Origin of the sequence: Nostoc sp. PCC 7524 (assembly GCF_000316645.1) — a bacterium.
GTDB lineage: Bacteria > Cyanobacteriota > Cyanobacteriia > Cyanobacteriales > Nostocaceae > Trichormus.
In genome coordinates this window covers 4795141-4810717 of the sequence record NC_019684.1, presented here as the reverse complement: position 1 = coordinate 4810717, position 15577 = coordinate 4795141, and the positions used below count along the sequence as shown (strand labels likewise).

Genomic DNA, 15577 nt, shown 5'->3' with positions numbered 1-15577 from the left:
TCTTACTTCTTTTTATTTCCTCGTAACTCTAATAATATCAGAATGCCATCTTGCTTCCGGCCAATTGTCCAGTTTCTGTGCCGTACTTAGTTGATTGTTAGGTTCAACAAAGGCACGGATTTCAAATTTAGTCCCCGGTGTTGTATCTTTTTCTCCTATATAAATCTGGGCTTGAAATTCCCCATTATTTATGTTAGCTGGTGGTTGAACATAATAGTTATTATCAGTCAAAGGTTTAACCACAATCCATATTTGTTTAATCTCCTTGTCAACATTGATTTCACCCTGGATATTTAGTAATTGATCGGCACACATTCCATCAAATAAATTCATAAATTTTATTTCCACACCCTGCTGATTTTGAAGTGAGTTATGATTTGAATTAGTACAATTCAAATTAGGAGTATTAGCTCCTAATTGGTTATAGGCTGGAACACAAATTGCAATTAATCCAAGTAGAAAAAATGGGCTACTAAACATAAAAGTCCTTTTTTTGGATAAACTGATAGTAGGATATTTATCAATATTTGATTGATTGCATCCTAGCTTTTCTATAATTTTTTGTAGGCAATCTCTATTTTCTTGATCGCTAAAAGTAGGTAATAGTTCTTTACAACAAAGGCAACAAATAGCATGATTATTACCTGTTTCATTTAAATAGTGAGTCAAGTGGATAAAAAAGTCATGATCTGAAGTATTTTCGATAAAGTTCAATCGTTTGTGGTCAATTCCAATATTTATACATAGTGCTTTGCGTTCGCGAAATTGTTGGCTACGGAGCAACAATTCTACTAATGTGTCTATATCGAATCTTTCTAAATAATCAATAGACATAAATGTTTAATTACAATTAAGTTTCAATTTAATTTTGTCTAAATCAACTACGTACTTCCCTTTCTTAAACACAATTTCAAGTTCCTTACAAATTTTACAAAGAGCTTGTTTATTATCTATACTATGCAAATAGCTAATTAGCTCTAAAGCGAAATCAGCGTCAGTAGATTGCCTTAAAAATCCAAGTTTATTTGGTTCAATACCAATTTTTATACACAGTGCTTTTCGTGCAGAATCTTCGGCACGTCCACTACGTATTAAGAGTTCTGTAAGTATTTCTCTGTCAGAGTCATTAAGTTCCTGAAATACCTCAGATGCAGTCCAATTGATATTAATAAGTTTCTCATTAATGTTTAGCTTCTTATTGAGAATCGGAGTTAGTTGCTCTGGAATACCTGCCAACCGAATTGCAGCGCAACCAAATTTGTAGGCAAATTCCACAGATCGTCCAGATCCTAGAGCATCGTAAAAACCCACAGCAAATTCTATAGCAGCTCTATCTCCGATCGCCTTTTTCATGCCAATCACATATTTAACATATTGAGCGATCGCCTCTGCTTGCACCTGTGAGTAACAGCCGTTAAGAACAACACACTCAACTTGATCTGCAAACAGTTCAAATAGTCCTGCTAAAGCTTCTCCATCAACTAACTTTGCCTGGCCTGTTTCATCTTCAAATACCAGACCTTCATCTCCCGTCCCATGTCCAGAAAAATGAACTATCTGCGGATTGATATTTAGCATTGCCAGCTGAATATCTCTTGGTCGCACTGCCCACTTCTGCTTTAAGATAAACTGATCGCGGTGTTTAGCTCGCTGTAATCCAGCATCAATTTCACGCACCTCCTCATCTAAACGCAGTGGTGTTATGCCTTGAGGATTGGCTGCCAAAATTAAGATTGTTTGTTCCATGAGCTTACTTTAGTAGAAGTTGTTAAAATTTTTGAGATTTTTCCATTCATTGGCCAACTGCATATCTTATTTAATTGCTCAGGCTTGCTAACCTTCCTGATTACTAATTGGTAGCAGTGAGATAAACTTATTCACTGATTATTAATTAGTAGGAGTGAGATAAACTTATTCACTTGATTCAGTCACACCAATTTGGTAGTATGCTCACTTGTGCATCAGTTATCCTGCTCACACCCATACTCTTAATTGAGCATTAAGAGCTAAATATCCTGTTAAATAGGAGAATGCAATGTCTTCTAAAGCTATGCGTTTAGACTGGTTGCAAGGTTTAGGAATTGCCATTGCAAGTGTCGTAGCCTTATATGCAAATAGCTCAGTTGCTCAAATTACCCCAGATGGGACTTTGCCAAATAATTCCAGCGTCACATTAGAGGGTAATACCATCAATATTCAGGGTGGAACCACAAGAGGAGCTAATCTCTTCCACAGCTTTCAAGATTTTTCAGTTCCTACTGGCTTTGAGACATTGTTTAACAATAGTGCAGATATTCAAAACATTATTGGTCGAGTCACAGGTAGCTCGATTTCTCATATTGATGGTTTAATCAAAGCTAACAGCACAGCCAACCTATTCCTAATTAATCCCAATGGCTTTATTTTTGGTGAAAATGCGCGGCTAGATATTCGTGGTTCCTTTTTTGCCACATCTGCCAATAGTATGAAATTTCCTGATGGTAGTGAATTTAGTGCAACTAATCCCCAAGCGCCACCATTACTTACAGTCAATGTAACACCGGGGTTACAGTATGGAGCCAGTCAGGTAGGAGCAATGATTACAAATAGGGGAAATTTAACACCCCAACAAGACTTAACTCTAGTAGCTGACACACTTGATTTGCAAGGACAGCTAAAGGCGGGAAGAAATATCACACTTATTGGCAATCAAGCAATCAACTTAAAAACAAACCTTACCTTAAACCCCAGTAATGATGATTCGATAGGAAAAGTTAGCTTAACAACGACATCAGGAGATGTGACTACCAAAGCAATTACTACTAATGGTGGCGCAATTGAAATTAACAGTGCTGGAGCAATTAAAACTCAAACTCTGGATACGAGAAATGAGGCGAATCATGGTGGTGCGATCGCTTTAACTGCTAACGATAGTATTAAAACTGGTGATTTGTTATCTTATTCTTACTCTGTATCTCAAGATACAAAACAAGGGGGAGAAATTACCCTTGTTGCCAAAGGCGGTAGTATCACTACTGGTATTGTGGACTCTTCGTCTGATTCTCGTTCTGGTAATGCCAAGGATGGGGGCAGGATTGTTTTATCTGCCAACGATAGTATTAAAACTGGTGATTTATTCTCTTACTCTTACTCTCGTGTTGGTAGTGCCGGCAATGGTGGTGCTATTGATTTTCAAACCAACAATAGCATTCACACTGGTGATTTGTTCTCTTATTCTGACTCTCGTGTTGGTAGTGAGGGAAATGGTGGTGCTATTAATTTTCAAGCCAACGACAGCATTAAAACTGGTGATTTATTCTCTTACTCTTACTCTCGTGTTGGTAGTGCGGGAAATGGTGGTGTGATTACCTTTACAGGCTTGGATAATATTACTACTGGCGATTTGTTATCTTACTCGTATTCGCAATCTGGTAGTGCGGGAAATGGAGGTTTAATCGCAATTAATAGTAATGGGGAAATTTATAGTGGCTATTTAGACTCTTCTTCAGAATCCACAGCAGGTACAGCAGGCAACGGAGGTTCTATTAGCCTTAGTGCTAGAAACAACATCAATACTACGGGCGGTTTGTTATCTCAATCAATATCTAGAGTTGGTACAAAGGGAAATGGCGGAGCTATAAACCTAATTTCTTTTAATGGCAGTATTGATATAGGTACTTTCACAGGGATATTTTTTACAGGTGTTTTGAATTCATCCTCAGAGTCTACTTTTGGCACAGCAGGCAACGGAGGTAGGATTAATATTGAAGCTGCTAAAGATATTAATATTACCCAAACATTGGACTCTGGTTCAGAGTCTAATCGTGGCATTGCCGGAAATGGTGGTGTAATCAATGTGATTTCCTGGAATGGCAACATTAACATCGGAAGTTTTGTGGAGGGCAATCCCCTAGGTGGTTTTTTCTCTACCTCACGATCAGTTAATGGTAATCAAGCCGGTGATGGCGGTGCAGTTAGCTTGGCAGCGAAAAATGGCAGTGTAGCAATTCTTGGTGCTTCGGGTTCTCTATCGTTTTCTAATCAGGGTACAGCAGGAGATGGAGGAGTAATTAGCCTTGAAGCAGATAGTAATATCGAGATTCTTGCTAATTTGGACTCTTACTCACAATCTAGTTTGGGCAAAGCCGGAAATGGGGGCTTAATCACTATAAACTCCTTCAATGGCAGCATTACTACAGGCAATTTAAACTCTTTCTCATACTCTGATTATGGGAATGCAGCTCAGGGAGGTACAATTAGCCTGCAAGCCAAAGATAGGATTGATACAGGCTCTATTTATTCAGTAGGGACGCTGGGTTCAGGAAATATTACGATCGCTAGTAATGCGCCTTTTATTTTTGGTGCCTATGAAAATGGCAACCCTAAAGGCATTGCCAGTAATACCTTTGGCTCTGGTAGGGGGGGAGATATTCAAATTACTGCTCCTGCAATTTCCCTAGACAATGGCGCTCAAATATCTGCTTCTACTTTTAGCGGTGGAACAGGTGGAAATATTCATCTTAATGCCACTAACTTGATAGAAGTAAGTGGAGCAACGAGTAATCAACCTAGTATATTATTTAACGTAACTAGATTAAGTGGAATACCTGCTGGTAGTTCTCCATTTGGTTATATTCCTACCAGTATTAATCCTCCAAATCCTACGGCAGATGGAACGACATTTCCTAGTGGTGTGTTCACTCAGGCAACCATTGGCTCTACTGGCAACGCCGGCAATCTGATAATTGAGACTGGGAGGTTAATTGTTAAAGATGGAGGAGCGATCGCCACTACCACATTCGGACAAGGTAGCAATGCAGGTGACATCTCTATCAAAGCTGATTCCATTTTAGTTGACAATGGCTCAATATTAAGCGGGGTGGCAGGAGGCGCAAGGGGAGATAGTGGCAAAATTGACTTGCAAGCTCGTTCCCTTGATGTCACAAATGGCGGAATTGTACAAACCCAGACACTCGGACAGGGAAAAGCGGGAGAAATTACCGTCAATGCTACCAAGCAAGTTAATATCTCTGGTGCTGGTAGTGCGTTACGCTCCAGTAGTGGTGGCGATAATAATTTATTGGGTAATACAGGCTCTACTGACATTGGTTCTGGTGGCAACATCAATCTGACAACCGCTAATCTGAGCGTAGTTGATCATGCTGTTGTGGATGCTACAACTCAGACTAATTCTCAAGGTGGTAATATTACAGTCAATGCCGAGATTTTTCAAACAACAACTGGGGGTAAATTACTGACTTCTACTTCTGGTAGTGGAAATGCTGGTGATATTGCAGTCAACGTCCAAGAAATGCAACTTGGTGCTGATAGTGGACTATTCGCTCAAACCCTCAGTTCAGCCAAGGCGGGCAACCTGACTATTCAACCCCTAAATAATGGGCAGAGTTTGCTGGTTAATTTAGAAGATGGAGCGCAGATATCAGCATCTACTTTGAGTAGTGGCCAAGGTGGAACATTGACGGTAAAAGCCCCTGAGTCCATCACTATTACTGGTAATGGTTCTATCATCTCAGCTGAAACTACAGGTAGCGGTACAGGCGGCGACTTAACTCTAGAGACAGGAAAGCTAACAGTCAGGGATGGCGCACAAATCACAGTCAGTAGTGTAGGTTCAGGGAAAGCAGGTGCATTAACAGTTGACGCTAATTCTATTCTTTTAGATAACCAAGGAAAAATTCGTGCTGATACTAGGGGTGGTGGGGGAAATATCTTTCTCAACTCACCTCTACTATTATTACGTCGAGGTAGCAGTATCACGACTAACGCCAGTGGCAACGATATTACTGGTGGCAATATTAATATCGATACGAAAAATGGTTTTATTGTTGCTGTCCCCCAGGAAAATAGCGACATTCGCGCTGATTCGGAAAACTTTCGTGGTGGGAATGTGACTATCAGGAATGCTGCTGGTATCTTTGGCATTCAGTCTAGACAAGAACCATCCCCAAACACAAGTGACATGACTGCCAAAGGTGCGACACCTGATTTGAGTGGCAACATAGAAATTACTCCGCCTGACGTAGATCCCAGTCGCGGCTTAGTGGAACTACCCATCAATCTAGTTGATGCTTCTCGGCAAATTGCCAATGCTTGCACTCCAGGAACTGAGCAATTCCAGAATACTTTTGTGGCTACAGGACGCGGCGGATTACCCATGAGTCCGGCTGAACCATTGCAAGATGCTAGCACCCTCTCAGCTTGGGTGAGATTTAGACCACAACCAGAAAATTCAGCGACAACAAAAATTACGCCCCCAGCAACAGCAGTCTCAACTACTCCCAAAGTTGCAGCAGCAACTGCAATTGTGGAAGTTGCTGGCTGGGTGGTGGATGGTAATGGAAATGTGGAACTGGTGGCGCAAGTTCCTGCATTGAAGCCTCACAGCCCTTGGCAAACACCTGCTTCCTGTCCTGTATCTTGACGCACTCCCCCGTTTCTATTCGGGGGAGTATGTCAAAAATCTGTGATTAACCTGGCCTTACGGAGTAAGAATTGTAGTACGGTTTCTTCGTGGGTAATAATATCAACTCTGCCATCCATACCCAATTGGATTTGGCATCTCTTGGTAGTGTGACCTAAAGTCAAAGTTTCTGGCTCAATTGTGACTTCGTAAACAGCACCTACAGCAGTTGCTTTGGAGGTAGATTTGATATCACCATTGGCATCGTTTTTGGGCGAGTTCACCGTATCGGGAGCGATCGCCTTAACTTCGCCTTTGAGAGTACCATAATCAGGATAAGGGCAAGCTGTGACTCGAATTTGCACTTTTTGACCGACTTTTATCTTACCTTTTTCTCCAGAACCTACAGCTGCTTTAATCACTAAAGGCGCATGACTGGGAACGATCTGCACAACTTCTTCCCCTGCGCGGAGAGTTTGGCCGGGGTTTCTCAAATTGAGTCGGGAAATGATCCCGTCTGCTGTAGCGGTAATAGTGGTTTGCTGCAAGTCGATTTCAACTTGTTTAAGTTCGCTTTCTTCACGCTCTAATTGTTTTCTTGTTTCAATTTTTTGTTTGAGAAGTCCTTGACGTTCCCTTTCTAAAGTTGCTTGATTCACTTGCCCAGAAGCTTTTTCTTGAGCAATACGTTCAGTTGCAATTGCTATCTCTGCATGACTGGGATTCAGAGCAGCTTGAGCGCGATCGCGTTTGGCAATAGCCCCTAAAACAGCTTGTTTGAGCCGCTCAATAGTTTTTTCTTGTGCCTTAACGGTAGCTTTTTGCGCCTGTACAGCTTGCTCCTGCTGCTTCACACCTAATTGTGCTTCCTCAAGTTGATCGCGGGATAATGCCCCTTCTTTGGCGACGCTTTCATATCGGTTCCGCCTTGATGTTGCTGTTCTCCAAGATGCCTCAGTCGCGTGTAAGTTAGCTAGTGCCGATTGTAACTGCGCCTTTCCAGCATTTAATTCTGACTGAGCTATTTTGACATTGGCTTCTGCTTCTTGGAGTTCGGTGATACTGGCAATCTTTTTTTCTTGATGAGCGCGATCGCGTCCCTTGAGTTCAGCTTGAGCAGCAGCGATAATTCGATGAGTGCGATCGCTTTCGGCTCGAATTTGACTATCTAGGGCATTAATTTGAGCCAGGATTGGCAATAGTTGTAACCGAGCTTGTTGAATATTCGTTCGCAGCTGCTTTTTTTTGGTTTGCAGTCGAGAGTCGTCAAGATTGGCAATTTTATCTCCTTTTTGCAGCTTTTGATTTTCTTGGACGTAAATCTGCATTACTTGTCCTTCTGTCGCAGCTTGAACAATTCGTAATTCACCCACAGGACGAACAACTGCTTCTCCTTTGACAGTAACTTTATATTTCACAACTGAAGCTATGGGAACAGCTAAAGACAGTACAAAAAGGATAAATAGTCCCCCAAATGTAGTCCAACGGCTAATTGGTGGGAGAAACTCGTTTTCCTGAACTGAAGGTAAAAAATTTGTTTGAGAGTTGCTGACCATACGTGCTAACTATTTATATAGATTAACTATTTACGAATAAGCAAAGAAGATTTAAAACCATTGTTATAAGTATAAATATCGTCGATAAAACTTAAATGTTCTCCAGGAATATGACGTAATTCATCGGGAGTACCTTGACTTTTTAATCTGCCATTTTCTAGCAATACAATCCAATCAGCACGTTGAATAACTTTAGGACGATGGCTAATCATAATTGTTGTTTTGCCTTGACGGTGATAAAGTAATCTATCCAAAACTTGAGTTTCACTTACAGGGTCAAGAGCGCCTGTAGATTCATCTAAAATTAATATAGATGGGTCAGTAACAATTGCTCTTGCTATAGCTAATCTCTGCCGTTGTCCTCCAGAAAGGTTGGCACCAAATTCACCTAAAACAGTTTGATATTTATCCGGTAATTTGCTGATAAATTCATCTGCACCAGCAATTTGACAAGCTTTAACTATTTGTTCAAAACTAATATTGGAATAACTGAAGCGAAAATTATCAATAATTGAACGACTCCAAAAGTGAGGTTCTTGGGGAACTAATATAACTTGCTGTCGTAAACATTCTAAAGATAAATCTTGCTGATTATATAATCCATAGCGAATATTACCAGATTGGACTTGATATAACCCAGTAATTAATTTAGCAAGAGAGCTTTTACCGCAACCAGAGTGACCGATTAAGGCTATAACTTTACCACCAGGAATAGTTAAAGAAAAATCTTCTAATAAGTCAACTCTACCAGGATGATGAAAATTAAGTTGAGAACAAGTAATATCTGCACTGCCAGAAATTTCTGCCCAAGGTTTTTTAAAGTCATTTTCACTTTCTGGGGGAGTATCGATAACTTCTATCAGACGTTGGACAGAAATACGAGCGGTTACAAATTCATCAAATAACTGAATAATTGAACTCAGAAATTGCATAAAGTTTTCGCTCATTCCATGAAAAGCCAACAATTGCCCGATAGATAAGGTATTATTAATTACTAAAAAACTGCCTAGCCAAAGAACACTAATATTAGTTAATGTTGAGAAAAAATCAGTAATTGTACTACTATAAAGTTGTAATTTCATTGATTTCCATCCCAAGTTAGCCATCCGACCGTAATTAGCTTGGTATTCTTGCCAAGCTTGGGGCGCAGCTTGATTTGTTTTTAGTACCTGGACTCCATGAAAAGTTTCTACAAGAAAACCTTGATTTTCTGTTCCTAAAATAATTTCTTTACGACTTTGTTGATGTAGTGCTGGCAAGAATAGCAAGTTGATAGCTGTTACCAAAATAAATGCGAAAATTGAGGCTAAAGTTAATTGCCAACTATAAAACAGCATAAAGCCCAAAGATACTAAGGCAATAAAAAATTGACTCGGTAAACCAAGAACAATTTCTGAAACTAATTTATTGACAGCATCAACATCATTTATGCGACTAACTACTTCCCCACTACGTCTTCCTTCAAAATAAGAAAGGGGTAAATGTAAGAGTTTGCGGCCATATTCTAGAACTAAACCTAATTGCAATCGCTGTCCAAAATGACCAATCAAGTGCGACTGCACCAAACCAATAGTGCTTTTAATTAAATTCATAGCAATTACCCCAATAGCCACAGTTTTAAGTAATTGCATATCTCCCCGTACTAATACATCATCCGTGAGGATTTGCATCATAATGGGGGAAGTCAAAGAAAGCAAACCCACTGCAAAGTTAATAGCGATCGCTTGAGCTAAAATCAACCGATAAGGCCAAACTCGTGCTAAAAATCTCTTGAATCCGTTAATTTGATCCTCTGGCTGCTCAGTAAAGCGAATCTCATCCGGTACCAGTAACAACATAATGCCATTACTCCAACCCTCAAGTAGTTCTTCACGGGTAAGGTAAAGAATACCAACACCAGGGTCAGCAATTACATATTTTCTGCCTTTCTGCCCATATAAAACTACCCAGTGATAGCCTTTCCAATGAATAATTGCAGGTAAAGGAGCATTATGCAAAGAGTTGAGAAATTCCTCATTTGCTTTGACTTGGCGAGTATTAAATCCTAAAGCTTCCGCTCCCCGGTTCAAACCTAATAAAGTAGTTCCCCGTGAACCCGTACCTACCGCTTCCCGCACTCGATGTATGCTAAATGTGTGTCCGTAATGTTTGGCTATAGTGGCAATGCAAGCTGCTCCACAATCTTCTTCATTATGTTGGAGGACAGTTTGGTATTTCATAATTAGGTGATAGTATTTGATGCTTTGTAGGGGAATATGTAGAGACGTTGTATGCAACGTCTCTACAGTTGTAGGAGATAAGTACCCTGCGGGTAGGCTTACGCCATCGTCAGAGCAGCCGAAGTCTGACAGAGCCTAAATTTAGATAAATGGCTGTGCTTTCCCTTCTCTCCAATTTGGTGAATTTACAAAGGCGCACCAAATAATACTTTTGCACCAAAGTCACGAACCATTGTATTGGGGTTTCTTTTCCATCTATTGAGTGTAGATCTAGATGGTTTCCAGGTGAAGTAATTATACGTCGCATAACCTAGTCGAGCTAAAGTAGTAAGACCCATACCCAACCAACCACCTGCTGAGATAGCCTCTGCTTGTTCATTATTAAGGTCTTCGACCCCAGCAATGTTGTTTAATACTTGAGATGTTGTGTTGATGTTAGACATTATTTTTCTCCTTAATTTCAGATGAGAGTTTAGATGAGAGTTTTAACTGAAGGTAAGCTTGTTGGCTTGTCCTCTAATTTTTATTTGGTAGCAGTGAGTTGATTTTATTCACTGTTAACATCAGAGGCTTTGAGCTTAGTTATCGAGGGAAAAAATGTGGAAACCGGCTTAAGAGGGTTAAGGAGGAAGGAAGCCTTAAACCACGACGATGGAGAGCAGCACTTAAAGCACTGAAATGCTGCTGATCTGATCTTCTTCTGTAATGGTAATTATGAGACTGTCTCCCACCCATAAAACCACTAGAACCACCAGAAACAGCAGCAGCATTTTGATTTGTAAGGTCTTCAATACCAGGGATATTGTTGAAGATTTGAACCTTGATTTTGATATTGGACATTCTTTTTCTCCTTAATTTCAGGTGAGATGTTTATCCGCAGGGAAGCTCGTTGGCTTTTCCTCTACTTTTTAATTGGTAGCAGTGAGTTAGTTTTATTCACCGTTAGCATTAGAGGTTTTGAGCTTTGTTAACCTTCCTGATTATTGATTGGTAGCAGTGAGTTAATTTTATTCACTTGATTCAACAGTTCTAATTTGCTACTATGCTCACTTATATAAGTAAGTCGGTGGCTGTGTAGTGGATGGTAGTAACAATATGGAGCGTGTGGCGCAAGTTTCCTAATTAAATTGCTAAACACCAACTTTTTGTCGCGTGTCTCAGTAAGGTGTGATATATGCAAAAGCTTCAGATAACAAAGCGACTGTTGAGATTGGTGGTGACTCATATAGTCTTATTTAGTCTTGCTTTTTCCCTGGTTATTATCCCCAACACCTACGCCAAACAACCCCAGACGAATTTATTAGACAATTTTCACACCCAAACTACTAAATCTCCAATCGCCACAGCACAGCAACTTCTTGAGCAAGGAGAAGCTTTTTATCAAGCTGGACGGTTTAGCGAAGGTGTAACAGTTCTCCAACAAGCTGTTCGCATATATCAACGAGAAGACAATAAATTCGCACAAGCTGTAGCATTAACGAATCTTTCTCTAGCATTCCAGCAACTTGGTTCATGGCAAGAAGCTACAACAGCTATTGATAGTAGCTTAAATCTACTAGGTTGGGATGAGAGCAATCAAAAGTTAAATGTCAACAATCCTAAGTCAGAATTACTAGAAGTTCTAGGTAATACTCTTGATGTTCAAAGTGGACTGCAACTGTCCCAAGGGCAGGCTGATGTATCTTTGCAAACATCACAACAAGCGGAGCAAATCTGGAAGCGATTAGGAAATCAGGACGGAGTGACGCGCAGTCGTATTAACCAAGCACAAGCTCTGAGAGTTTCAGGTTTTTACCGCCGTAGCTTAAATATATTGAAAGAAGTTTCTCAACAGTTGCAAACTCAACCTGACTCACTGGCAAAAGTGACGGCGTTGCGTTCTCTGGGGAATGTGCAGCAACAATTAGGTGATTTAGAGGAGTCTTGGAAAAATTTACAACAAAGTAGGAAAATTGCTCAAAGTCTCCAACTGCCTTTAGAAATCAGTCTGACAGAATTTTCTCTTGGTAATACTGCTAGAGGCTTAGGTAAAATTAATGCTGCCATAACCCATTATGAAAATGCAGCTCAAATTGCACCTACCCCACTCACCAAGATTCAAGCTCTGATCAATCAACTCAGCTTACTGGTGGAGAATAAACAAATAGTAGCAGCCCAAACATTAATACCCACCATTCAATCTCAATTAGCTACTTTACCTACCACTCAAGCTGGTATCTATGCACAGATCAATTTTGCTCGCACGATCATCAAAATTGCTCATAAAAAAGATATTGCAGAAATTTTAGCAACCAGCGTTCAACAAGCCAGAACAATAGGTGACAAACGTGCCGAATCCTATGGGCTAGGAAGTTTAGGAGAAGTTTACGAGCAGAACAGTCAACGGCAAGAAGCCCAGGATTTAACCCAACAAGCGTTGTTGCTAGCTCAAAAAATCGATGCTTTAGATATAGCTTATCGTTGGGAGTGGCAGTTGGGACGCTTACTCAAAGCACAGGAAAATATCCCAGGAGCTATAGCCGCTTATGATAGCGCAGTTGCCACACTGCAATCCCTCCGCAGTGATTTAGTTGCAGTCAACCGAGAGGTGCAATTTAATTTCCGTGATAGTGTAGAACCTATTTATCGCCAATCGGTAGAGTTGCTTTTACAAGAGCAAGGAGAAAACAAGCCTGATTTAGATAAGGTTCGCAAACGAATCGAAGCCTTACAACTGGCAGAACTGGACAATTTTTTCCGAGAAGCTTGCTTGAATAACCAATTTGTGCTTTTGGACAAGTTAATAGACATAGATAATCCTAATACTGCTATTTTTTACCCGATTATCTTAGAGAACCAGTTAGAGGTGATTCTCAAGCTACCTCAGCAACCATTGATCCGTAAAACTTCTGTGGTCAAGCGTGAGAAACTAGAGGAAGCGATCGCCCAAATGCGAGAAAAGATAGTAGAACCTGATGGTATTCAGCAATTTCAGCAAGCTTCCCAAAAGCTGTATCAGTGGTTAATTAAACCAGTGGAAACAGACCTCAAAAGTAGTGGAGTGAATACCCTTGTCTTTATCCCTGACGGATCACTACGAAATATCTCCATGTCTGCATTGTCTGATGGCAAAGAGTATTTAGTCCAGAACTACGCTTTAGCAGTTAGCCCAGGACTACAATTGTTTACTCCCAAACCTCTAGCACAGTCCAGATTAAACGCTCTGGCTGGTGGACTTTCACAACCACCGCCAGATGAAGATTTTACACCGCTTCCTAACGTCAAGGTTGAACTGAAATTAATTCAGGAATCAGGCGTATCCACAACCACATTGTTAGATGAAAATTTTTTGAGTACGACATTAGGAAAAACCATCAATGCTCAACCTTTTAGAGTTGTTCACTTGGCAACTCACGGGCAATTTAGCTCTAGAGCAAAAGACACGTTTATCCTAGCTGCTGATGGACGCATCAATGTCAGTGAACTAGACAACTTACTCAAAAGTAGAGAGCAAAAACGCACAGAGCCAGTGGAATTATTGGTTTTGAGTGCTTGTGAAACAGCAGCCGGAGATAACCGAGCTGCATTAGGATTAGCAGGAGTGGCTTTGCGTGCTGGTGCGCGGAGTACCTTAGCATCTCTGTGGCAAATTGGCGATAACTCCACAGCTTTATTTATTGATGAATTTTACAGTCAATTAATCGCTGGTAAAACTACAGCAGAAGCTTTACGCTTGGCTCAATTAACACTACTCAAAACTCCAGAATACAACCGTCCTATGTACTGGTCCCCCTACATCTTAGTTGGTAATTGGTTGTAGAAATTCAGGATAAACATCTGGTGAAAAAGAATGTAGAAACGTTCCATGTAACCTCTCGACAAGGTTTCTGGAAAACGCATATTTAATTGCTGGAGATGTCTAATTCAATAGAGGAGATGTAGCAATATGATCCAAACCTGCTGATTGCAATAAACTTTGCCAATCTGCTTCAACAGATGGATCACGATAATTAGCACGGCGTAATTGTGCTAGCAGAGTTAAAGCGTTGAACCAAATACCTTCTTTGGCATAGATGAAAATTTTCTGCTGGGGATTAGTTGCGGCTGCTAATTCCTGGGTTACACGAGAATCTAAATTGATTCTTTGAATGTCTCCTTCTACATACACAGGAACGCTGGTTGTCTGTTGTCTACAACGAATTTTGAAATACCAACGATATGTTTGACCTACTTCTAAGCTAACATTCTCAGGAAGAGAAACAGCAATGATACCAGGTTGGGGAGGTAAGGCGATCGCATTTCTGTAAACATCTTCGCCTCCATGATCCTGTAAGCTAAACTCAGCGATGGAGCTAGCCAAATCATGAGTGTAAGGAACGTAAAACCAAAATGTAGGTCGTTCAGAGGTGGTTAACCCCTGTACAATGCCTATAACTGATTTGTCTGTGTGTTTGCTAACCTTTTTTTCCTCTTGCAATGGTACTAAGGCAGTGAGTGCAGTTGCAACCGCAGGACAATTATCCCGACTACCCATTCCTGCTCTACGCCCAGATATAGGACTTAACCGAGCAGGTGCTTTTGGCAACACAAAAACTGGTCGAGAGGTACGTTTTTGAGGTGAAGCAGGTGTCTTAACTGGTTGTACACCCTGCTTTGTAGTTGGTGTTTGTTTAGTTTGGGCTATTACTTGTGTTGAATATTGAGTAGTGCTGCTCAAAGTCAGAGCAATTGCTAAGAGCCATTTCATCGGCTTAACAAGGTATATTTTTTGCTTGTATTTATAAGTCATTATAAAGATTCAGTAGTCCATAGTTAAAAGCAATAACTAATAATTATGAACCAGTTTCGTAATTCCTATGAATCAAATTAATTAGGTTCTTTGAGTTCCCAACGCCATAACCTGGGTAATTGAGCTAAATCTAAGGCGTAGTTCCCAGCCCAAACCACAATTTCTAAAATCAATAAATTACGTATCCACAGTAATTCACTCGCCGAATCTAGGATTGTCAAACCTTCATACAGTTGCCAAAGACGGTAAGGTACGTAAAGGTAAGGAACCATCACCCAAACTACATTGTGAAATTGCCTCAGAGTTAAACTTTCTGAGAGGATTTGTAACGCCAACATCACAAAGTACCAACCAAAGATGATTAATACAGAAGTGTAGCCTTGAAAGACTCCCCACCATACCATGACCAACAGTGGTAATAATCCTCCCAACACTTGCACCGTACCAAACCAAATTTTAAACCATCCTGGTAGCGGTTCTGGCAGGTTATAGGGCTTGGCATATCTCCACACCCAACCCACAACCACAAAAAAAGCAGTGGCAATCAAGAAAAATAGCAGGTTTTCTACAAACAAGTAGAGGTTGATATCAGTCATGATGATATTGTCAACCTCTGCTGTTTTGAGTTCATTCA

Annotated in this window: 10 protein-coding genes; 2 read left to right on the top strand and 8 right to left on the bottom strand. The window is 40.5% G+C overall.

Features of this window, described 5'->3' with window-relative positions; all coding sequences use genetic code 11:
* Positions 1 to 12: 12 nt before the first annotated feature.
* The gene (locus tag NOS7524_RS19385) at positions 13 to 834 is read right to left on the bottom strand and encodes a hypothetical protein (RefSeq protein WP_015140181.1); all 822 of its coding nucleotides are present in this window, start codon (positions 832 to 834) and stop codon (positions 13 to 15) included.
* Between the two features lie 6 nt (positions 835 to 840).
* Positions 841 to 1746 carry a CHAT domain-containing protein gene (locus tag NOS7524_RS19380; protein WP_015140180.1) on the bottom strand — a complete coding sequence of 302 codons (906 nt, stop codon included), beginning with the start codon at positions 1744 to 1746 and terminating at the stop codon, positions 841 to 843.
* A 289-nt stretch (positions 1747 to 2035) separates the two neighbouring features.
* Between NOS7524_RS19380 and NOS7524_RS19375 the strand changes: the two genes are divergently transcribed.
* Positions 2036 to 6421, top strand: a complete 4386-nt coding sequence (locus tag NOS7524_RS19375; protein ID WP_015140179.1) for a two-partner secretion domain-containing protein — start codon at positions 2036 to 2038, stop codon at positions 6419 to 6421.
* Positions 6422 to 6453: 32 nt separating this feature from the next.
* On the opposite strand, the gene NOS7524_RS19370 is transcribed toward NOS7524_RS19375, so the two are convergent.
* The 4 genes from NOS7524_RS19370 to NOS7524_RS19355 all read right to left on the bottom strand — a co-directional run bounded on the left by NOS7524_RS19370 (position 6454) and on the right by NOS7524_RS19355 (position 11015).
* Positions 6454 to 7956, bottom strand: a complete 1503-nt coding sequence (locus tag NOS7524_RS19370; protein ID WP_015140178.1) for an HlyD family efflux transporter periplasmic adaptor subunit — start codon at positions 7954 to 7956, stop codon at positions 6454 to 6456.
* A gap of 26 nt (positions 7957 to 7982) precedes the next feature.
* Positions 7983 to 10175 (bottom strand): peptidase domain-containing ABC transporter, encoded by a 2193-nt coding sequence (locus tag NOS7524_RS19365; protein ID WP_015140177.1) that lies wholly within the window; start codon positions 10173 to 10175, stop codon positions 7983 to 7985.
* Between the two features lie 185 nt (positions 10176 to 10360).
* Entirely contained in the window at positions 10361 to 10618 is a 258-nt protein-coding gene (locus tag NOS7524_RS19360; protein ID WP_015140176.1) for a hypothetical protein, read from the bottom strand.
* A gap of 139 nt (positions 10619 to 10757) precedes the next feature.
* Positions 10758 to 11015: a hypothetical protein gene (locus NOS7524_RS19355; RefSeq protein ID WP_015140175.1), complete on the bottom strand. Its 258-nt coding sequence runs from the start codon at positions 11013 to 11015 to the stop codon at positions 10758 to 10760.
* 334 nt (positions 11016 to 11349) lie between these two features.
* Here NOS7524_RS19355 and NOS7524_RS19350 point away from each other — a divergent pair, with 334 nt between their 5' ends.
* Complete coding sequence (locus NOS7524_RS19350; RefSeq protein ID WP_015140174.1) at positions 11350 to 13974, top strand: CHAT domain-containing protein; 2625 nt, start codon at positions 11350 to 11352, stop codon at positions 13972 to 13974.
* A gap of 99 nt (positions 13975 to 14073) precedes the next feature.
* On the opposite strand, the gene NOS7524_RS19345 is transcribed toward NOS7524_RS19350, so the two are convergent.
* Both NOS7524_RS19345 and NOS7524_RS19340 read right to left on the bottom strand, forming a co-directional pair.
* Positions 14074 to 14901 carry a DUF928 domain-containing protein gene (locus tag NOS7524_RS19345; RefSeq protein WP_015140173.1) on the bottom strand — a complete coding sequence of 276 codons (828 nt, stop codon included), beginning with the start codon at positions 14899 to 14901 and terminating at the stop codon, positions 14074 to 14076.
* A gap of 119 nt (positions 14902 to 15020) precedes the next feature.
* Positions 15021 to 15539 carry a hypothetical protein gene (locus tag NOS7524_RS19340; RefSeq protein ID WP_015140172.1) on the bottom strand — a complete coding sequence of 173 codons (519 nt, stop codon included), beginning with the start codon at positions 15537 to 15539 and terminating at the stop codon, positions 15021 to 15023.
* Between the last annotated feature and the right edge of the window lie 38 nt (positions 15540 to 15577).

Bases quoted from the DNA above. Each gene is read 5' to 3' on its own strand.
- NOS7524_RS19350 (WP_015140174.1), top strand. From the start codon at position 11,350: ATGCAAAAGCTTCAGATAACAAAGCGACTGTTGAGATTGGTGGTGACT.
- NOS7524_RS19385 (WP_015140181.1), bottom strand. From the start codon at position 834: ATGTCTATTGATTATTTAGAAAGATTCGATATAGACACATTAGTAGAA.
- NOS7524_RS19355 (WP_015140175.1), bottom strand. From the start codon at position 11,015: ATGTCCAATATCAAAATCAAGGTTCAAATCTTCAACAATATCCCTGGT.
- NOS7524_RS19360 (WP_015140176.1), bottom strand. From the start codon at position 10,618: ATGTCTAACATCAACACAACATCTCAAGTATTAAACAACATTGCTGGG.
- NOS7524_RS19370 (WP_015140178.1), bottom strand. From the start codon at position 7,956: ATGGTCAGCAACTCTCAAACAAATTTTTTACCTTCAGTTCAGGAAAAC.
- NOS7524_RS19345 (WP_015140173.1), bottom strand. From the start codon at position 14,901: ATGAAATGGCTCTTAGCAATTGCTCTGACTTTGAGCAGCACTACTCAA.
- NOS7524_RS19340 (WP_015140172.1), bottom strand. From the start codon at position 15,539: ATGACTGATATCAACCTCTACTTGTTTGTAGAAAACCTGCTATTTTTC.
- NOS7524_RS19375 (WP_015140179.1), top strand. From the start codon at position 2,036: ATGTCTTCTAAAGCTATGCGTTTAGACTGGTTGCAAGGTTTAGGAATT.
- NOS7524_RS19380 (WP_015140180.1), bottom strand. From the start codon at position 1,746: ATGGAACAAACAATCTTAATTTTGGCAGCCAATCCTCAAGGCATAACA.
- NOS7524_RS19365 (WP_015140177.1), bottom strand. From the start codon at position 10,175: ATGAAATACCAAACTGTCCTCCAACATAATGAAGAAGATTGTGGAGCA.